Source organism: Actinomadura geliboluensis, from assembly GCF_043197915.1.
In the GTDB taxonomy this organism is placed as follows: domain Bacteria; phylum Actinomycetota; class Actinomycetes; order Streptosporangiales; family Streptosporangiaceae; genus Spirillospora; species Spirillospora geliboluensis.
Genome location: NZ_JBICUA010000010.1, coordinates 443208 through 461727 on the forward strand (window position 1 = coordinate 443208; position 18520 = coordinate 461727).

21 protein-coding genes are annotated in these 18520 nt (G+C 73.0%); 9 read left to right on the plus strand and 12 right to left on the minus strand.

Going from position 1 to position 18520, the window contains the following annotated elements:
- Positions 1–2 precede the first annotated feature (2 nt).
- The 4 genes from ACGFI1_RS31155 to ACGFI1_RS31170 form a co-directional block, all read right to left on the minus strand.
- Positions 3–239: a hypothetical protein gene (locus tag ACGFI1_RS31155; RefSeq protein WP_392790522.1), complete on the minus strand. Its 237-nt coding sequence runs from the start codon at positions 237–239 to the stop codon at positions 3–5.
- A gap of 162 nt (positions 240–401) precedes the next feature.
- Positions 402–1148, minus strand: coding sequence for an alpha/beta fold hydrolase (locus ACGFI1_RS31160; protein ID WP_392790524.1), 747 nt, complete (start codon positions 1146–1148; stop codon positions 402–404).
- A gap of 3 nt (positions 1149–1151) precedes the next feature.
- Positions 1152–2084, minus strand: a complete 933-nt coding sequence (locus ACGFI1_RS31165; protein ID WP_392790526.1) for a sigma-70 family RNA polymerase sigma factor — start codon at positions 2082–2084, stop codon at positions 1152–1154.
- 14 nt (positions 2085–2098) lie between these two features.
- On the minus strand, positions 2099–2674 hold the full coding sequence (locus ACGFI1_RS31170; protein WP_138637417.1) for an AAA family ATPase: 576 nt from the start codon (positions 2672–2674) through the stop codon (positions 2099–2101).
- A 56-nt stretch (positions 2675–2730) separates the two neighbouring features.
- On the opposite strand from ACGFI1_RS31170, the gene ACGFI1_RS31175 reads away from it, so the two are divergent.
- Positions 2731–3282 (plus strand): YciI family protein, encoded by a 552-nt coding sequence (locus ACGFI1_RS31175; protein ID WP_392790529.1) that lies wholly within the window; start codon positions 2731–2733, stop codon positions 3280–3282.
- A 35-nt stretch (positions 3283–3317) separates the two neighbouring features.
- Here the strand turns inward: ACGFI1_RS31175 and ACGFI1_RS31180 are convergent, their stop codons facing one another.
- Positions 3318–4265: a Rieske 2Fe-2S domain-containing protein gene (locus ACGFI1_RS31180; RefSeq protein ID WP_392790531.1), complete on the minus strand. Its 948-nt coding sequence runs from the start codon at positions 4263–4265 to the stop codon at positions 3318–3320.
- Positions 4266–4428: 163 nt separating this feature from the next.
- Between ACGFI1_RS31180 and ACGFI1_RS31185 the strand changes: the two genes are divergently transcribed.
- The 5 genes from ACGFI1_RS31185 (at position 4429) to ACGFI1_RS31205 (ending at position 9740) form a co-directional block, all read left to right on the plus strand.
- Positions 4429–5316 carry a sigma-70 family RNA polymerase sigma factor gene (locus ACGFI1_RS31185; RefSeq protein WP_392790534.1) on the plus strand — a complete coding sequence of 296 codons (888 nt, stop codon included), beginning with the start codon at positions 4429–4431 and terminating at the stop codon, positions 5314–5316.
- Positions 5317–5504: 188 nt separating this feature from the next.
- Positions 5505–6026, plus strand: coding sequence for a carboxymuconolactone decarboxylase family protein (locus ACGFI1_RS31190; protein WP_392790537.1), 522 nt, complete (start codon positions 5505–5507; stop codon positions 6024–6026).
- A 177-nt stretch (positions 6027–6203) separates the two neighbouring features.
- Complete coding sequence (locus tag ACGFI1_RS31195; protein WP_392790540.1) at positions 6204–7664, plus strand: MFS transporter; 1461 nt, start codon at positions 6204–6206, stop codon at positions 7662–7664.
- 38 nt (positions 7665–7702) lie between these two features.
- The gene (locus tag ACGFI1_RS31200) at positions 7703–8947 is read left to right on the plus strand and encodes an SGNH/GDSL hydrolase family protein (RefSeq protein ID WP_392790542.1); all 1245 of its coding nucleotides are present in this window, start codon (positions 7703–7705) and stop codon (positions 8945–8947) included.
- Between the two features lie 121 nt (positions 8948–9068).
- Entirely contained in the window at positions 9069–9740 is a 672-nt protein-coding gene (locus tag ACGFI1_RS31205; protein ID WP_392790545.1) for a DNA alkylation repair protein, read from the plus strand.
- A gap of 6 nt (positions 9741–9746) precedes the next feature.
- On the opposite strand, the gene ACGFI1_RS31210 is transcribed toward ACGFI1_RS31205, so the two are convergent.
- The 4 genes from ACGFI1_RS31210 to ACGFI1_RS31225 form a co-directional block, all read right to left on the minus strand.
- Positions 9747–10766 (minus strand): UbiA family prenyltransferase, encoded by a 1020-nt coding sequence (locus ACGFI1_RS31210; RefSeq protein ID WP_392790548.1) that lies wholly within the window; start codon positions 10764–10766, stop codon positions 9747–9749.
- Positions 10763–10915, minus strand: coding sequence for a hypothetical protein (locus ACGFI1_RS31215; RefSeq protein WP_171069056.1), 153 nt, complete (start codon positions 10913–10915; stop codon positions 10763–10765). The genes ACGFI1_RS31210 and ACGFI1_RS31215 overlap by 4 nt, the downstream gene beginning before the upstream one ends.
- A gap of 161 nt (positions 10916–11076) precedes the next feature.
- Entirely contained in the window at positions 11077–12126 is a 1050-nt protein-coding gene (locus ACGFI1_RS31220; RefSeq protein ID WP_138637409.1) for an LLM class flavin-dependent oxidoreductase, read from the minus strand.
- 92 nt (positions 12127–12218) lie between these two features.
- On the minus strand, positions 12219–13496 hold the full coding sequence (locus ACGFI1_RS31225) for an MFS transporter (protein ID WP_392790550.1): 1278 nt from the start codon (positions 13494–13496) through the stop codon (positions 12219–12221).
- Positions 13497–13619: 123 nt separating this feature from the next.
- Between ACGFI1_RS31225 and ACGFI1_RS31230 the strand changes: the two genes are divergently transcribed.
- Entirely contained in the window at positions 13620–14558 is a 939-nt protein-coding gene (locus ACGFI1_RS31230; protein WP_301173788.1) for a LysR family transcriptional regulator, read from the plus strand.
- A 49-nt stretch (positions 14559–14607) separates the two neighbouring features.
- On the opposite strand, the gene ACGFI1_RS31235 is transcribed toward ACGFI1_RS31230, so the two are convergent.
- Positions 14608–15033 carry a DUF7144 family membrane protein gene (locus ACGFI1_RS31235; protein ID WP_386874391.1) on the minus strand — a complete coding sequence of 142 codons (426 nt, stop codon included), beginning with the start codon at positions 15031–15033 and terminating at the stop codon, positions 14608–14610.
- Between the two features lie 232 nt (positions 15034–15265).
- Here ACGFI1_RS31235 and ACGFI1_RS31240 point away from each other — a divergent pair, with 232 nt between their 5' ends.
- Entirely contained in the window at positions 15266–16207 is a 942-nt protein-coding gene (locus ACGFI1_RS31240) for an aminoglycoside phosphotransferase family protein (RefSeq protein WP_392790553.1), read from the plus strand.
- A gap of 60 nt (positions 16208–16267) precedes the next feature.
- On the opposite strand, the gene ACGFI1_RS31245 is transcribed toward ACGFI1_RS31240, so the two are convergent.
- Positions 16268–16804, minus strand: coding sequence for a hypothetical protein (locus ACGFI1_RS31245; protein WP_387076059.1), 537 nt, complete (start codon positions 16802–16804; stop codon positions 16268–16270).
- 216 nt (positions 16805–17020) lie between these two features.
- Positions 17021–17833 (minus strand): SDR family NAD(P)-dependent oxidoreductase, encoded by an 813-nt coding sequence (locus tag ACGFI1_RS31250; RefSeq protein ID WP_392790556.1) that lies wholly within the window; start codon positions 17831–17833, stop codon positions 17021–17023.
- Positions 17834–17916: 83 nt separating this feature from the next.
- Here ACGFI1_RS31250 and ACGFI1_RS31255 point away from each other — a divergent pair, with 83 nt between their 5' ends.
- On the plus strand, positions 17917–18507 hold the full coding sequence (locus tag ACGFI1_RS31255; protein WP_392741089.1) for a TetR/AcrR family transcriptional regulator: 591 nt from the start codon (positions 17917–17919) through the stop codon (positions 18505–18507).
- Positions 18508–18520: the final 13 nt, after the last annotated feature.

Sequence of the window (18520 nt, forward strand, 5' to 3'; positions counted from 1 at the left end):
GTTCAGAGAAGGCGCGTGTGCTTCCCCGCAGCGAGGGAGCGGCCCCGGACCAGTTCCATGACGATCCAGGGCAGCCCCTCGTCGTCATGGAACTGGTCGTGGACGGTGATGACGCCGGGATGGTGGAGCATCCCGACCGAGCGCGCCTCCCGCTCCATGCGCGCCACCAACTGCTCGCGGACACCGGCCTCCAGGGTCAGCGGCAACTTGAGCTGCTTGAGCGCCACGTCCCGGCGCATCCGCTCATCGTGCGCGCGCCAGACGGCCCCCGCCCTCGCCCAGCACCTCGACCAACCGGTACCGGCCGAGCACGACGTCTCCCGGTTCGCGCGCCACAGCGGCACATTAACGGCACCGCCCCGCGAATCGACACGGACCGGTGGCCAATTGTGATCAGCGTTTCACCGGGCGGCGCGGGCGATGGGCATGAAGGTCGGGGCCGGGTCCGTGGTCAGGAAACCGTGCACGAGGGAGCGCACCGCTTCGGGATGCTCCATCAGGAGCAGGTGGCTGGCGTTCGGGACGACGGCCAGTTCGGCGTTCGGCAGGGCCCGGTAGAACGCCACCGTGTGGTCGAGGGTGACCAGGTCGTCGTCACCGGCCAGGACGAGCGTCCGGGCGGTCACCGCGCGCAGCTCGGACGGGTCCAGCGGGGGCTCGGTCTCGACGGCGTCCACGATCTTGCGGAGGACGACCGGGAAGTGGTCGCGCCCGTCCGGCGACACCTCGGCGTAGGCGTCCACGACCGGGGCGGGCGGCTCCCCGTCGGCGGACGGCTTGTAGATCATCCCGTCGAGGTCGTAGGCCGCGCTGATCAGGACGAGCCGCTCGACCAGGTCGGGGCGGCGCATCGCGACCAGCAGCGCGACCGTCCCGCCGGCGCTGTAGCCGACCAGCCGGGACGGGCCGCCGACGACCCGCTCCAGGAAGTCGATCGTGTCCCGCGCCATCAGCTCCATGGTGATCGGGCCGGGCGCGTCGGGCGTGCGGCCGTGGCCGCGCCGGTCGGGCAGGTAGAGCGTGAAGGTGTCGGCGAGGCCGTCGAGGTTGCCGGTGAAGCAGCGGCTGTCGGTCAAGCCGCCGTGCAGGAGCACCACCGGGTCGCCCGCGCCGCGCTCGTCATGCCACATGTGAACGATGTCGGTCATGTTCTATGTACGGGACGGGGGCGGCGGAGTCATCGGCAGCCCGAACATCGGGAACAGGGACGGGTCCAGGTAGGTGGTCATGGTGGCGAGCAGCCCGTCCCGCGCTTCGAGGACGACCAGGCTGAACGCCTCCCCGTCGCGGTACTGCGCGAAGGCCGGGGAGCCGTTCGCCGCCGTCCGGACGAGCCGGTCGTCGGCGCAGTCGCCGCCCGCGCCCACCAGCGCGGCCCGGATCGCGTCCCGGCCGCTGAGCCACCAGGCAAACGGCGGCATCGACATGGCGACGTCCTCGTGGAGCAGTGCGACCAGGCCGTCGACGTCGTAGGAGGTGAACGCCTCGACGTACCGTTCGAGCAGCCCCTCGTCGACGTTGCCGCCCCGCGCGCGGCGCTCGGCCACGGCGGCGCGCGCCCGCTGCAGGGCGCTGTTGACCGCGGCCGGTGTGCTGCCGAGCAGCCCGGCGACCTCGTCCGCCGACCAGCACAGCACCTCGCGCAGGATGAGCACCGCCCGCTGGCGCGGCGGCAGGGTCTGCAGGGCGGCGACGAACGCCAGCCGGATCGTCTCCCGCGCGGCGGCCAGCTCGGCGGGGTCGCCCTCCTCCGGCAGGACCAGCCGGTCGGGGACGGGCTGCACGAACGCGCCGGGCCCGAGCGGCGCGCCGAGGAACCCGCCGGGCGCCGCGGACGGGCCGAGGTCCATCGCCAGCGCGCGCCGCTGGACGCTGCGGGCCATGTCGAGGCAGACGTTGGTGGCGATGCGGTACAGCCAGGTGCGCAGGCCCGCCCTGCGCTCGTCGAAGCGGTCGGCGTTCTTCCAGGCGCGCAGGAAGGTCTCCTGGACGGCGTCCTCGGCCTCGGCGGCACTGGCGAGCATGCGGTAGCAGTACCCGGTCAACTCGACCCGATGCGCTTCCAGCCGCTGCTCAAAGGCCATCCGGCCACGTTAGATCAGCCCTCTGACAGCTCTTGCGCGGGCGCCGCCCGCCGGGCGAAGGCGGCGATGTCGGCGAGGGCGGGCCGGTAGCCGTCCGAGGTGTCCACGATGAGGGTGGGCAGGTCCATGCGGAGGGGGACGTAGGAGTCCAGCGAGTGGCGTCCGGCGGCGATCGCCTCCAGCAGGTCGCGGTCGCCGTGGGCGGCCCGGTGCCCGTGTTCGACGCGCTGGACGATCCGTTCGCGGGCGATCTCGCTGTCGACCGTGCAGCGGACGACGCGGATGTCCGCCAGGGCGGTGAGGGGCTCCAGGTTCGGCCGCCACACCTTGTCCTGGAAGGCCGCTTCGGCGACCGCGGTGACGCCCGCTTCGAGCAGCAGCCTCAGCACGCCGAAGAAGGCGCCCAGCGTCGGCAGGTTGAGCGGGTCGGCGCCGCCGCCCCGGTAGCCGGGCGTGGCGAGCACCATGCCCTGCTTGATCTCGTCGCGGACGACGGCGGGGCATCCGAGGTCCTGGGCGAGCCGGTGCGCGAGGGTCGTCTTCCCCGTCCCCGGACCGCCGCTCACCACGACCAACGTCGGCAAGGCCATGCCCCAACCCTCGCACGGACGGAGTGGACGAGGCGCGGGGCCACGATACTGGCGCGATGGAGTTCTTCGTCTACCACCGGGACCGGGCGGGTTCCCTGCCGCTGCGCATGGAGCTGCTGGAGGAGCACTGGTCCTACATGGACGGGTACGGGACGAAGATGATCGCCCGCGGCCCGACGCTCGCGGACGACGGTGAGGCGCCCACCGGCAGCGTGCACATCGTCGACCTGCCCGATCCCGCCGCAGCCCGCGCGTTCGCGTTCGACGAGCCCGGCTGGCAGGCCGGCGCGTACCGGGACGTGCTGGTGCGCCGGTGGCGCAACCTGCTGGGCCGCACGATGTGGGACTTCCCCGGCGGACGCGAGGGCGGTGCCCGCTTCCTGGTGCTCGGCCTCGGGTCGGGGCCGGGCGCCGACCTCGCCGTCCCGCCCGAGCGGGACGGCGAGCTGGTCGCCTACGGGCCGCTGCTGTCCGACGACGGCGGCGCCTGGCTGGGCACGGCGGCGCTCGTCCGCGCCCCCGACGAGGACGCGGCACGCGCCTTCCTGACCCCGGACGCGTATGCCTCGATCGACGTCCTCCCCTGGGAGTTCGGCGGCCGCCGCTAGCGGAGGCCGATCCCGGGGTTTAGCCGGGTCGCGCGTCAGAAGGCGGACGTGTGGGCGGGCTGGCGGCGGTGGCCCCGGCCCACCCCGGCGCCATGCTCCTCGGCCGGGCCGGCGGGCACGCCCACCGGAGGCATGCGGACCTCGACGCGCCCGTTCTCGATCCGCGTCTCGTAGCAGGGCTGCGGCGTGCTGGCCGGGCCGCGCACGATGCCGCCGTCCGAGAACCGGAAGGTGCTGCCGTGCCAGGGGCAGGTGACGCAGCCGTGCTCGAACGTCCCCTCATCGAGCGGGCCGCCCATGTGGCCGCAGGTGGCGTCGAGGGCGTACACCTTGCCGCCCATCCGGTGGAGCAGGATCTGCACGCCGCCCGCCTCGGCGATGCGGTGGTCGCCTTCGGCGAGGTCGTGCTCGCCGAGCACCGGCGTCCACTCCTCCGGGCCTTCCTGCCACGCGTTGCGGTTGACGTTGACGCCCCGGACGAACGACAGGTGGCCGCCGAGGTAGGCGCCGATCGCCATCATCCCCAGCCCGGCGTACCCCAGCGCCTTGCCCGTCTGGCGGTCGCCCTTCATGCGCGTGATCAGCGACGCGATGTACAGCGACAGCGCCGCGGAGTTGCCGAGGGCGTGCACGAGCCCGACCCGCCGCTCCGCGCCGAGCGTGTCGCTCCAGTCGTTCAGCCCGGTGAGGGCGGTGGGCACCGCCGCGGCGATGCCGGTCCCGATCAGCAGGTCCGCGGACGACTCGGCGTCGCGGCCGCCGGCGGCGTCCAGCAGCGCGGCCATGGTCCACGCGCCGATCGGCACGTCGGTGAGCGTGGGGTGCAGCGGATGCCCCAGGTTCGTCCCGCTGAGCGTGTTGCGGACGGGACGCGGCCGTACGATCTTCTGGGCCGCCTTGGCCACCGGTTTCGCGACCCCGTCGAGCGATTTCGCCCGCTCCAGCCGGCGCACCATCTTCTGCGGCATCCTCATCACGATCATCCCGGCCTCCCCAAGGCACGACTGGCACTGCTCCGCTAGTCGCCTCTCTATCCCAGGGAATCCCCGCAAAACGTCCGCCCGCGGCGGGTCGGCGCAGGTAGGTCACCTTCGGGGCATCCGGTTCGTCATGAGGGTGATGCCGTCCATGAGAGGTTGCTCCATCGTGAACGCCCCAGATTTCCTCGCCGTCCGGTTCGAGGAGCACCGTCCCCATCTGAAGGCGGTCGCGTACCGCATGCTCGGTTCGCTGGCCGAGGCGGACGACGCGATCCAGGAGACGTGGCTGCGGTTGACCCGGTCCGGCGACGCCGAGATCGACAATCTCGGCGGCTGGCTGACCACCGTGGTCGGGCGCGTCTGCCTGGACATGCTCCGGACCCGCAAGAGGCGCGGCGAGGAGCCGCTGGAGGCCCGGCTGCCCGATCCGGTGATCAGCCGGACGGACGGCACCGACCCCGAGCAGCAGGCGATGCTGGCGGACTCGGTCGGGCTGGCGCTGCTGGTGGTGCTGGAGTCGCTCACCCCGGCGGAGCGGCTCGCGTTCGTCCTGCACGACATGTTCGGGCTGCCGTTCGAGGAGATCGCGCCGATCGTCGACCGCACGCCGGCGACGGCCAAGAAGCTGGCGAGCCGGGCGCGGCAGCGGGTCCGGGGCGCGACCCCGCCGCCCGACCCGGACCCGGTCGGGCAGCGCCGCGTGGTGGACACCTTCCTGACCGCCGCGCGCGGCGGCGACTTCGACGCGCTGCTGGCCCTGCTCGACCCGGACGTGGTGCTGCGCGCGGACGGCGGCGTGCTCACCGGCGGGCTGCGGGTCATCCGCGGCGCCGCCGCCGTGGCCGGGCAGGCGCCCACGTTCCAGCGGATGGCCACCGCCGCGACCACGCACGCCGCCCTGGTCAACGGGCTCGCGGGACTGGTCAACACCATCGACGGCCGGCCGTTCTCGGTGATGAGCTTCACCGTCGCGGACGGCAGGATCGCCGCGATCGACATCCTGTCCGACCCCGACCGCCTGGCGCGGCTCGACCTGGCGTCCACCGACGGCTGACCGGCCCAGCCCCGCGTCCTCCGGCCCCCTTGGGATGGCTTCGCGCCATCCCTGGGGGGCCTTCTCGTGGATGGGACAAAAAATTCGCTCGGATCGGTCACCTTCACCGGATTCAGGTCGTCAGTGCAGTGAACGAGCCGATGAGGCGGGCGAGAAAAGGCCCGCACAACGTGGAAAAGGAAACGCTCATGACCGCGACCGCGAACGAATTCGACGCCTCGACCCTCACTTCTCGCTTTTCCGACCCGCAGCAGCTCGTCCCCGAACTCGGCGACGCCGCCGCCGCGCTGTTCAAGATCGCCGGGAACGGGGCGGTGCCGCGCGGCACCGTCGCCCTCGTCCACCTGCGCGCCGGCCAGCTCGTCGGGAACACGTATCTGACGATGCTGCACACCGGCAACCTGCGCCGCGCGGGCGTGCCGGAGGAGAAGATCACCGCGGTGGCGTCCTGGGCGGACGCCCCGTACTTCACCGCCGCCGAGCGGGTCGCGTTGGAGCTGGTCGAGGCGGTGCTCACCCCGAACCCGCACGGGGAGCGGGTCCCGGACGCGCTGTACGCGCGGGCCGCCGAGCACTACGACCCCACGGCCCTCGCCACGCTCGCCATGGTGATCGGGCAGGTCAACTTCTTCATCCCGCTCGCCCTGATCGGCAGGCCGCTGCCCGGCGTCTCGCCGGCCGAGCAGTGGCGCACGGCCGCAGCCGAATGATCCGCCGGCCCGGGGCGGCCGCCGCCCCGGGCCCGCAATTCCTTCCGCTTTTCCCTTCCTATCGCCGTCCCGCCCGGGATCGACGCGCGTGACCGCACCGCGCCCCGGCTCGATCCCGGTTCTGGCGGGCCCCGGCCCCTTTTCGGCCCCTCGGCCGCCTCAGCGAAAGAAATGGTCATGACCCATGCCTCCAGGCGGGGGCTCGCACTCGCGCTGCTCGCCGCCACGCAATTCGTGCTGGTGCTGGACGCCTCGATCGTCGGGGTGGCGATGCCGTCCATCGGCGCCGACCTCGGGTTCGCCCCGGACGACCTGTCCTGGGTCGCGAACGCCTACACGCTGACCTTCGGCGGGCTGCTGCTGCTCGGCGGCCGCGCCGCCGACCTCGTCGGCCGCCGCCGCATGTTCATGATCGGCATGGCGCTGTTCGCCGCCGCCTCCCTGGCCGGGGGCCTCGCGGTCACCGGCGGGATGCTGGTGGCCGCCCGCGCCGCCCAGGGCGTCGGCGCCGCGCTGGTGTCCCCGGCCGCGCTGTCCCTGGTCATGACGGTCTTCCCGGCCGGACCCGACCGCAACAGGGCGATGGGCGTGTTCGGCGCGGTCGCCGGGGCCGGCGGCGCCGCCGGGTCGATCCTCGGCGGGATGCTGACGCAGTGGCTGGGCTGGGAGGCCACGCTGTACGTGAACGTCCCGCTCGGGCTGGCGGCGATCGCGCTGGCGCCGAAGCTGCTGCCCGAGGCGTCCGACCGGACGGCGCGCGGGTTCGACCTGCCCGGCGCGCTGACCGCCACCGGCGGGCTGGCGCTGCTGGTCTACACGCTGGTCGAGGGCGACGACGCCGGCTGGACCTCGCCGCGCACCCTCGGCCTCGGCGCGGTCGCCGTGGCGCTGCTCGCGGTGTTCCTGCTCATCGAGGCGCGCACCGCCCACCCGCTGCTGCCCCTGAAGATCTTCCGCCAGCCGGTGCTGCGCGGCTCCAACCTCGCCGCGGTCCTCACCTTGATGGCGATGGCCCCGCTGTTCTTCTACCTGACCTTCTACATGCAGCAGGTCGTCGGCTTCGGCCCGGTCCGCGCCGGGTTGGCGCAACTGCCGCTGGCACTGGCGATCGCCGTCACCGCGGGCGCGGCGGGCGCGCTCATCGCCCGGCTCGGGCTGGGCACCGCGATGGCGGCCGGGCTCGTGATCACCGGCGCCGGCCTCGCCTGGTTCTCCCGCATGTCGGCGGACGGCGGCTTCCTCACCGACGTGCTCGGCCCGACGCTGCTGATCGGCGTCGGCGCGGGACTGGCGTTCGTCACCACCACGGTCGGCGCGACGTCCGGCACCCGTCCCGAGCAGGCCGGGCTTGCGTCCGGGCTGTTCAACACCGCGCAGCAGGTCGGCGGGTCGCTCGGCCTGGCCGCCGTGGTCGCGATCTCCACGTCCCGCACCGCCGACGCCGTAGCGGGCGGCGAGCGCGACCCGGCCGCCGCCCTCACCGAGGGGTACGGCGCCGGAATGCTCACCGCCGCCGGTATCGCCCTCGCGGCGGGACTGCTCGCCGCCGTCCTCGTCCCGCGCCGCCCGCCCCCGGCCCCTGGCCCCGTGACGGTCGATCCCGCCGCCCGACCGTCCGCCGAGACCGCCGCGTCCTGACCGCACACCCCGTCGACCGCTGGAAAGAGCGTCCGATCATGATCTCCCCCAAGAACACCGAGCAGCTGACCACCACCGACACCGACACCCGCACCGTCTGGCACGGCGCCTGGACGGCCGCGGTCATGCGCCCGTCCGCCGCACCCTGGTTCCCCACCTGGGCGGAGCAGGGCTTCACCGACCAGTCGGTCCGGCAGATCGTGCGCGTGAACGCCGGCGGCACCCAGGTCCGGATTCGGCTGTCCAACGCCTACGGCGCCGCGCCCCTGCGGGTGACCGGAGCGAGCATCGGGCGCACCGCGGGCGGCGCGGCCGTGCGGCCGGGCACGCTCCACCCGCTGCGCTTCGCGGGCTCGCCGTCGGCCGTCGTCCCCACGCGGGGCCGGATCGTCAGCGACCCGGTCGCCCTGCCCGTCCGGCCGCGGGAGCAGCTCACGATCACGCTGTACTTCGAGGACGCCACCGGCCCGGCCACCCACCACCAGCTGTCGATGACCACGTCCTACCGCGCCGCCGGCGACCGCCACCGCGACCCGTCCGCCACCGCCTACACCGACAGCATCGAGCCCGGCTTCGGCTCCTGGTACTACCTGGAGGGCGTCGAGACCTCCGGCGGGCGCGCGCAGCCTCCCGCGGTCGTCGCCTTCGGCGACTCCATCACCGACGGGTTCGGCGCGAACGTCGACGGCGACGACCGCTACCCCGACGCCCTCGCCGAGCGCCTCGCCGCCGCCGGGCGCCCCCACCCGGTGCTGAACGCCGGCATCGGCTCCAACAAGCTGCTCACCGACTCGGCCTGCGGCGGCGACTCCGGGATCTCCCGGTTCGCCCGCGACGTCCTCGACCAGCCCCGCGTCGGCACCGCGATCGTCCTGATCGGCATCAACGACATCCAGTTGAACGACGACCGGATGTGCGGCGTCGACCTCGACGACCCCCCGGTCACCGCCCAGCGGCTCATCGACGGCCACCAGGCCCTGGTCCGCGCCGCCCTCGCCCGCGGCATCGCGGTCATCGGCGGCACGCTCACCCCCTTCGAGGGCTCGGCCGGGTGGACGGCCGAGGGCGAGGAGATCCGCCGCCGGGTCAACCGGTGGATCCGCACCTCCGGCGCCTACGACGCCGTCGCCGACTTCGACCGGGCCCTCGACCCGGACGGCACCGGCCGCATCCCGGAGGCCCTGCACATGGGCGACCACATCCACCCCAGTGCCGCCGGGTACCGGGTCATGGCCGACGCCATCGACCCGGCCGACCTGGGGCACGGCTCCGACCACCGTTGACGGGGGTGACAGGAGCGAGCCCGGCCGCAGGGCTCGTTCCCGTGCCGTTCGCGAGTTCGGCGGCGTCCCGCGCGCCGGGCCGTCGTAGGCTGAACCCGCCGGTGATGGACGGGAGGCTGGGATGACCGAGACGACCGTGGGCGAGGTGATGGCCGAACTCGCCGCACTCGACGACCCGAAGATCCGCGCGGTGAACGAGAAGCACGGCGACGACCACGGCGTGAACCTCGGCAAGTTGCGCGCGATCGCGAAGCGGCTGAAGACGCAGCAGGACCTCGCGCGCCGGCTGTGGGAGACGGGCGACTCCGCGGCCCGGCTGCTGGCGCTCCTGATCTGCCGTCCGAAGGCGTTCGAGCGCGACCGGCTGGACGCCATGGTGCGCGAGGCCCGCACCCCCAAGGTCCACGACTGGCTCGTGAACTACGTGGTGAAGAAGAGCCCGCACGCCGAGGAGCTGCGCCTGGCCTGGTTCGCCGACCCGGACCCCGCGGTCGCGAGCGCCGGCTGGGCGCTGACCACCGAGCGCGTGACGAAGAAGCCCGACGGCCTCGACCTCCCCGGGTTGCTCGACATCATCGAGGCGCAGCTCAAGGACGCCCCCGAGCGGCTCCAGTGGGCGATGAACCACTGCCTGGCGCAGATCGGGATCGACCACGCCGAGCACCGCGCCCGCGCGATCGGCATCGGGGAGCGGCTGGAGGTCCTCAAGGACTACCCGACTCCCCCGGGCTGCACGTCCCCGTTCGCCCCCATCTGGATCAACGAGATCGTGCGCCGCCGGCAGGACGCGTAGGGAGCGTCACGCGTTCGCTCGTTCCGCGGCGCCCGTCCTGTCGAAGGGGTGCCTGGTGGACGTGGTGACCGGGCCCCGGCGGGCCATGGCGACGGCAAGGTAGAGCAGGCCGGCGGTGAGCGCGGCCAGCGTGCTCCCGTACCACGGCGCGGCCCAGTGGGCGTTCGTCAGCGCCAGGTGGGCGAGAAGGACGAGGACGATGCCGCGTCCGACGATGGCGATCGCGGCGATGAGGCGTTCGTCGCGGTGCGGGCCCCGTCCGGTCGATAGGGCGCGCAGGAGCAGCAGCGCCGCCGCGAGGAACACCGCGTTGACGGCGATCAGCGGGACGGTCGGGTGGCGGACGGCCGCGACCAGCAGGAATGTCCCGGCGGTCCAGCAGACGGCGCTGAACAGGCAGGTCCAGCCCCGGCCGTGCCGGACCAGGAACGTGCGTTTGCCGAACATCTCATCGCCGCGGACATCGCGGAAGTCCTTGAGCACGATCCGGCCGATGAATCCGACATAGAGCCCGGCGAGCAGGAGCAGGTCGCCTTTGCGCAACGTGCCGCGCACCGCGAATATCCCGGTCAGGTAAGGCACGGCGACATAGCAGGCGGGCAGTACGAGGGGAGCCACCACGCCGCGGGCGGCCAGCCGTACCGGACGCAGCGAATAGTTGGCGCTGATGGCCAGCCCTGCGACGGTCACCACGACGGCCGGCCAGTGCAGGGTGAAGCTCGCGGCCAGCGCCAGGACGGCGGCGGTGACCCCGGCCACGAGCATCTCGCGGCGGTACGCGGTTCCGGTCACCAGAAGACGTCCCGGATCGCCGGGCAGGTTCACCCGGTCGATGAGCACGTCGGCGAGGTCGTTGCAGGCCACCGAGAACACCAGGAACCCGAAGACCACGACGAAAGCCCGCAGCAGCAGGACGCGGTCTTCGCCCTGCCCGGCTTGGGCCAGTCCAGTAGCGGTGAACAGCGCCAGCAGCACGATGACGGGCGGGCGCGCCAACCGGACCATCAGGAGCAGCCGCCGCGTCATTTGTTGCTCCCGAAATTGGCCATCCCGAAGACGATGAAGACGAAGGCACCGACGACGGCAAGCCCGCAGATGATCAGAATGACCGCGGCCACGGTCGCCAGCAGCGCGACCAGCAGGCGGTCGGTGTTGCGCTCAGGCGGTCGGCCCATGGGCCGATCCTGCGCCCGTCCGGCGGGCCGCGCATGGGGGGAAGTACTCAGTGCGTCTGAGTACCCGTACTCAGATTCCGGGCTGGACGCGGGCCCGCAGCGGGCCGTGCGGGCCGTGCGGGCCGTCCGCGACGTGGACGGCCCGCACAACCGCATCGGGCTTACTTGAACGCGGGCATCAGGTGCTCGTGGATGAGGCGGAGCTGCCCGTCCACATCCGGAACGCCGGTGAGCTCGCGGCCGGTGAAGGTCTTCACCAGGCCGGGGTCGGTGATCGCGCAGATCATGTGGTTCACGCCGGTCGGCGCGATGTCGCTCTCGATCTTGGCGCGGACCTCGTCCGGAGTGCCCGCCAGCGACAGCCGCTCGGTGATCTCGGGCGTGGTCAGCTCGATGGCCTTGGCGAGGTCGCCCGCGCCGATGGCCTCGATGACCGGGGCCATCTCGGCCGGGTCGACGCCGTTGCGCACCAGCTGCTCGGGCGGCATCGCCGACGCGTACAGGCCGACCATGCTGCGGGCCGCCTCCTTGGCCGCGGCCGAGTCGGGGCCGACGGCGAACACGACCCAGGCGCCGATGTCGAGCGTCCGCCAGTCCTTGCCCGCGCGCTCGGCGCCGGCCTTGACGTGCTCGACGGCGTACTCGTACGCCTCGCGGGAGTAGCTGAGCGCGTGGTGGACGCCGTCGGACAGCTCACCGGCCGCCTCGAACGACTTCGGCCCGCGCATCGCGCCGATCTTGACCGGCAGCCGCTCCTGGACGGGGCGGGCGAAGGTGAACAGGCCGTCGTAGGAGTAGAACTCGCCGTCGCGGGTGATGGTGCCCTCGTCCAGCAGGGTCCGGACGACGGCGACGGCCTCCTTGACCCGGGTGAGCGGCTTGGTCCGCGCCCAGTCGATCTTGTACTGGGCGAGGACGCCGAAGTTGCCGCTGCCGAGGACGACCTCGGCGCGGCCGCCGGTGAGCTCGTCCAGGGTGGCGGCGGCCTGGGCGATCAGGGACGGCTCGCGCAGCGTCACCGCCGACACCGACGGGCCGAGGCGGATCTGCGAGGTGCTCGCCGCGGCGGCGGCGAACACCAGCCACAGGTCCTTGTGCCACGGCTCGTCGGCCGCGTACACGGCGTGGAAGCCGAGCTCGTCGGCGAGCCGGATCGAGGCCAGCGACTCCGTGATGGGGTAGTCGGGGAGCATGGCGTAGCTGAACTTCACAGGGGACGTCTCCTTGCCGTGCGCACCCTCGCGCACGATTGGGGATAGCGAAGATCGTAGGTAGTGGACCGTGGCGATGGGGTCACTATCCGCTACTTTCCTCCGATTTGTTCAACATCCCGGGGCGTCCGGCGCTCCTTCCCGTGCGTCGTTCCAGGTCGTCCGGCCATAGGGGCCCGCGTCGGCAGCAGGAGCGGGGTGGCGAGCAGCAGGACCCCGGCGACCGCGATCGCGGCGAGCGGCCCGGTGAACGACGCGACCACGCCCCAGACCACCATGAAGGTCGCCTGCGAGAGCTTGCTGCTGACGCTCCACGCGTTGAGGACCTGCGCGACCTGCCCGGCGGGCGCGCGCTGCAGGCGCTCGGTCGCGGCGATGGGGTTGAACAGGCCCATGCTGGCGATCACCAGGGCCTCGACGACCAGCACCGTGACGACTCCGGGGACACCGGGGCCGGTCAGCGCCAGCCCGAGCGGGAAGACCGAGCGCAGCCAGCCGGAGACGAGCATGACGCGGTACCGGCCGTGGCGGGCCACGAGGCGCGCGGAGAGCCGGGCGCCGGCGAGGCCGCCCAGCGCCGGGACGCCGAACGCGAGACCGTACTGCCAGGCGGGGACCCCGTACTCGCCGAGCAGGAGGACCGCCAGGATCGGCCCGGTGGCCATGATCAGGCCGTTGACCGTCATCGCGTTGAGGAACAGGCGCCGCAGGACGGGTTCGCCGAAGATGGACCGCCAGCCGTTCAGCAGGTCGGCGGCGCGCGTCCGCCGGGCGCCCGCGCCGCGCGGCGCCGCCGTGTCCCCGCCCCGGATGCGCAGGACCCCGAGCGCCGACAGCAGGTAGCTGAAGGCGTCGGCGGTGACGGTGACGACCGGGCCCAGCACGCCGATGAGGGCCCCGCCGAGCGGCGGGCCGACCGCCGTCGACACCCAGTTCGTGCCCTCGAACCGCGCGTTCGCGACGAGGAGTTGCCGTGGCTCGACGAGGTGCTTGAGGTACGCCCCGGACGCGGCGGTGAACGCGATGCCCGCCGTCCCGCAGACCACCGACACGGCCAGCAGCTGGCCGTACGAGAGCACGTCGAGCACGTACGCGATCGGGATGCTGGCCATCGCGAGGAAGCGGACCACGTCCATCACCACCATGACGGGACGTTTCGCCCGGTGCTCGATCCACGGTCCGAGCGGCACGGCCACGACCGCGGCGACCGCGAGCCCGGCGCCCTCCAGGAGCGAGACGGCGAACGCGGACGCGTCCAGCACCTGGACCGCGATGAGCGGGAACGCGCCGAACGCGATCCACGTGCCGTAGGTGCTGACGGCGTAGGCCGACCACAGCCACCCGAAGCCGGGCCCCAACCTCGCGCGCACACGACTCCTAGCGACAGCCGACCCTCTGGACGCTCGAAGCACACCAGCGCCGCCGACGCGGGATCAAACAACGAACCGTCTCCGAGCCACAACCAGCAGTTGTGCGCCCATAGGGTGACCGCCGTGGACACCGAGGCATTGCGATCGTTCGTCCGGGCCGCCGAGCTCGGGCAGCTGCAGCACGCCGCCGACGAGCTGGGCGTGACGCAGCAGGCGGTCTCCAAGCGGATCGCCGCGCTGGAGCGCACGCTGGAGGTCCGGCTGTTCACCCGCACCGCGCGCGGGGTCGAGCTGACCCTCGACGGGCAGGCGTTCCTCCCGCACGCGCGGAGCGTCGTCTCGGGCGTCGAGCGCGCCGTCGCCGCCGTCCGGCCGGGCTCACGGGCACTCCGCGTCGACGTCCTCGGGCTGCGAAGCGCGCAGGCGGCCGTCCTGCACGACTACTGGCGGTCGCATCCCGGAACGGACCTCGACGTGGTCGTCCTCAGGGTCAACGATCCGCGCGTCGTCGTCGCCGCCATTCAGGCGGGCGACATCGACGCCTCGTTCCGCACCATTACCGACCCCACCGCACTGCCGGCCGACGTCCGCATGATCCGCGCGTTCGAATTCCCGCTGGAACTGCTCGTCGGCCCGCGGCACCCGCTCGCCGCCGCGCCCCGGCTGACGCCGCGGCAGCTGCGCGGGCACCGGATATGGATGCCGGGCATCGCGCCCCGGAGCGAATGGGCGGAGTTCTACGACCGGCTCGCCACCGAGTTCGACCTGCGCATCGACGCGACGGGCCCGCATTTCGGCGACGAAGTGCTCCAGGAGACCCTCGCCGACTCGGCGGACGTGGCCACCCTCGTCGGGGCGCGCGACCGGTACGTCTGGCCGGCGAACTACGACCTGCGCCGCATCCCCATCGTGAATCCGGCGCTCGGATATCCGCTCTCGCTCCTCCTCCCCAGTGCGAATCCGCATCCCGGACTGCGCGGACTCATCACCCACCTCAGGAATCAGCCGGGGCTCCCCGAACCGTCGTGGCTCCCGTCCTGGCGGAACGGGTCCGGGAGGTGACCGCGCTCACCTCCCGGCTGGACGTCCTCCCCTTCGAGGCCAGTCGCAGCTACCCGCGTGCCCGGGAGGGCGGGGCGGTGAGGGCGTAGATCAGCAGGACGCACATCGCGATGGTCAGCACGGACCAGAGCGGGAACGCCCGCAGGAACGCCAGGTGCCCGATCGCGGCCAGGACGGCGAACACCACGCCGGTCGCGCGCGCCCACGTCCGTCCGGCGAGGATCCCCCCGCCGACGGCCAGCTGGATGACACCGAGGATGAGCCAGAACCAGCCCCAGGCGGTGTAGTCGAACACCATGATCTGGTTGGCGCCGACGAGGTAGTAGTTGTCATTGAACAGGCCGACCAGGCCGTCGATGACGTTGAACGCGCCGATCACCATGGCCAGGGTGCCCGCGAACGTCAGCCACCCGGACCTGATGTGCGGCCGCCGCACCATGCTCGGGCCGGCGTCGTGGGCCGTTCTGGACGTCATGTGACCTCCTCACCTACCCGGCGGTGTCCAGGTTGTCTGTGGATGCCCCGGAAAGTCCCCGTTGAGCGGTCAACAGCAACCATGCGGGTCGCGCTTTTGGCGAGCGGCGGACGGAAACGTGGCCCCCGTTTGGCGAAGCGCTCAGACACGCCGAGCGGCGAGGCCCGTCCGCCTCCGGCGGCCGAACGGCCGCCGCGCGGGCCCGGCCGCCACCGGGCTACCGTTGCTCGGGATGACGCATTCCAAGATCGAGATCACCCCCGAGCTGGTGCGGGGCCTGCTGCGCGACCAGCACCCCGACCTCGCCCACCACCCGGTGCGGCTCGGCGCGCGCGGCTGGGACAACCAGTTGTGGCGGCTCGGCGACGACCTCGCCGTCCGGTTGCCCTGGGCGACGGAGTCCGCGGACGCGCTGCTCCGCAAGGAGCACACCTGGCTGCCCGCCCTCGCCCCGCGCCTTCCGCTGCCGGTCCCCGTCCCGCGGCGCCTCGGCGAGCCGTCACCGCTCTTCCCGCGACCCTGGATCGTCACCACCTGGGTGCCGGGCGAGCCCGCCGACCGCGCCCCCGCCACCCGCGCGGCGGAGTCCGCCGACGCGCTGGCCGCCTTCCTGTCGGCCCTGCATCGGCCCGCGCCCGCCCAGGCGCCCGCCTGCCGCTTCGGCAGGGGAGGGCCGCTCGCCCACCACGCCGCGGGCTTCGCCGAACAGCTCAAGGCGGCGGCCGACCTCGGGCTCGTCCCCGAACCGGACGCCGTCCGCGCGGTCTGGGACGACGCCGCCGCCGCGCCCGACTGGGACGGCCCGGCGCTATGGCTGCACAGCGACCTGCATCCCGCCAACGTCCTCACCACGGACGGCGTCCTCAGCGGCGTGGTCGACTTCGGCGACCTCTGCACCGGCGACCCGGCAGGCGACCTCGCCGCCGCCTGGATCCTGCTGCCGGACGGTGCCATCGACCGCTTCCACGCCGCCTACGAGCACCCCCTGGACACCGCGACCTTGCGCCGGGCCCGCGGATGGGCGGTGCTGCGCGCCCTCACCGGCATGCTCATGGGGGACGCCGGCGTCCACGGCCGTCCGGGCGGCAAACCGACCTGGGGCCCGCCCGCCCACGCCTCACTGCAACGCCTGATCGCCGACCACATGAAAGGCCGAGACCGCTCTCGTCCGTAGCCGGATACGTCGTCATGGCGGACGGCGCGAGGCAGCGGCGCGGCCGTCCCGCCGCTGCGGTCAGATGGCGCCGCCGAGAGGATCGGCGGCGAGTTCCCAGAGCCTCCTCGCCACCGGGTGCTGGAACCCCGGGTCGATGGCCTGCGCGAGTGCGGCCAGTTGGGCGGGAGGGAGCATGGCCCCGCCGCGGGCCGGGTCGCGCAGCCACATCTTGGCCGGCGCATGCCCGGGTACCTGCACGACCAGGCGGGGCAGGACGCCGCCGCGCCAGTTGGTCCACACCGGTTGGGCGCTGTCCGCGCTGACATGGGCGGCGGTGAGGTCGTACCGTTTCCGGCCCCGGACGCCCCTCCGGACGAGGACCCTGCCGTCGAGCCAGTACGTGCTGCGGTAGTGCTGGACGAGAATCAGGCCGCAGAGCGCGTCAAGAAGCAGGATCGGCAGCAGGATCAGGACACCGAGCGCCTTGTCCTCCGAAGAGAGGAACATCCAGCCGACCGCGCCTATCACCGCGCTCAGCAGGGCGAGCATCGGCACAAGGCACCCCAGCCAGAGGACCCACATCGCCGCCGGAAAGCCGACGTTCAGCCGGATCATTCGTCCATCACCCTCGCGAGGCCGCGCTGAGCGTGGACGGGCAGGTCGACCAGCCGGGTACTCGTCGTGCCGGTAATGGCGCGTCGCACCGTTCGGCCACCGCCCGCCTCCCTGATCAGTTGCTCGACCCGGAGAGCATACTTTGCCGCGAAATAAGGGCATCGGCGGCTCTCCGGAGGGCGCCTCCGGAGTCCCCATCCCGGCTGCTCTCGCCGCTCAGGGCATCGGACGCTCGGACGGCTTGCCGGGCCCGGGGCCGAACGGCGCCATCCCGGCGAGCTTGCCGCCGTCGATCGGCAGGGCCGCGCCGGTGACGAACGACGCCGCGTCCGAGCACAGCCACACGGCGGCGGCCGCGACCTCCTCGGGGCGTCCGATCCGCCGCATGGGCATCGCCCGTCCCGCCATCTGCCGCGCCTGCTCCCCGGCGCGCTCGAGCTGCTCGGTGTGGATCGGGCCGGGGGCCAGCGCGTTGACCCGCACACCGGCCTCGGCGTAGTCCAGCGCCGCCGTGCGGGTCAGCCCGATCAGGCCGAACTTGCTCGACACGTAACCCGCCAGGCCGCCGACCGCCTGCAGGCCCGCCGAGGACGCCATGTTCACGATCGCGCCCCCGCCGGTGTCGAGCATGGCGGGGATCTGATGCTTCATGCACAGGAAGACCCCGCGCAGGTTGACGGTCAGCGCGCTGTCGAAGTCGGCGACGGCGACATCGGCCAGCGGCGTGGGCGGGTGGCCGCCGCCGGCCGCGTTGTTGACCGCCGCGTCCAGCCGTCCGAACTCCTCGACCGCGCGGTGGACGAGCCGCTCGACCGCGTCCGGGTCGGTCACGTCGGTCGGAACGGCCAGCGCGCGGCCGCCTGCGGCTCCGATCTCGGCCGCGAGCTCCGCCAGCGCGGCACCGTCCCGGGCCGCCAGGACGACGGCGGCCCCGGCCTCGTGCAGCGCGCGGGCGGTGGCCGCGCCGATGCCGCGGCTGGCGCCGGTGACGATGGCGACCCGGCCGCCCAGAGGACGTTCACTGCTCATGACCTGCTCCTTCTCACGGGATACGGGTACTGCTAGAATTCTTTGGACAGACTGTAAATCCAATCTCTGGAGCGGTCAAGGACATGAGCCCTCGCGAGTACCGGTCCGACAAGCGCCGGGCCGCCGCCGAGGAGACGCGGCGGCGGATCCTGGACGCCGCCCGCGCCCTGCTGGCGGGCGATGCGACGCCCCGGCTGTCGGTGGACGCGGTCGCCAAGGCGGCCGACGTGTCCCGCCAGAGCGTCTACAACGCCTTCGGGTCCAAGTCCGGGCTGCTGGAGGCACTGTTCGACACGCTCGCCGACCGGGCGGGCATGGGCTTGGCGGACGCCTTCACCGCGCCCGACCCGGCGGCGGCCCTCGCCGAGTTCGCCGGGACATTCTGCCGGTTCTGGGCGAGCGACCGGACCGTCCTGCGCAGGCTCCGCGGACTGGCCCTCCTCGACAGCGACCTGGAACACCTGCTGCGCCGCCGCGACGAGATGCGCCGCACCGCCCTGACCGAACTGCTCCGCCGCTTCCCCGCCCCGCCGGACGAGGCGACGATCGACGTGATCTGGCAGCTGACCTCGTTCGAGACCTACGACGCGCTCGCCACCCGCGACCAGACCCGCACCCCCGAGGACCTCGCCCGCATCATCGGAGCCGCCGCCACCGCCGTCCACCGGCCGTAGGCGGCCGGTGGAA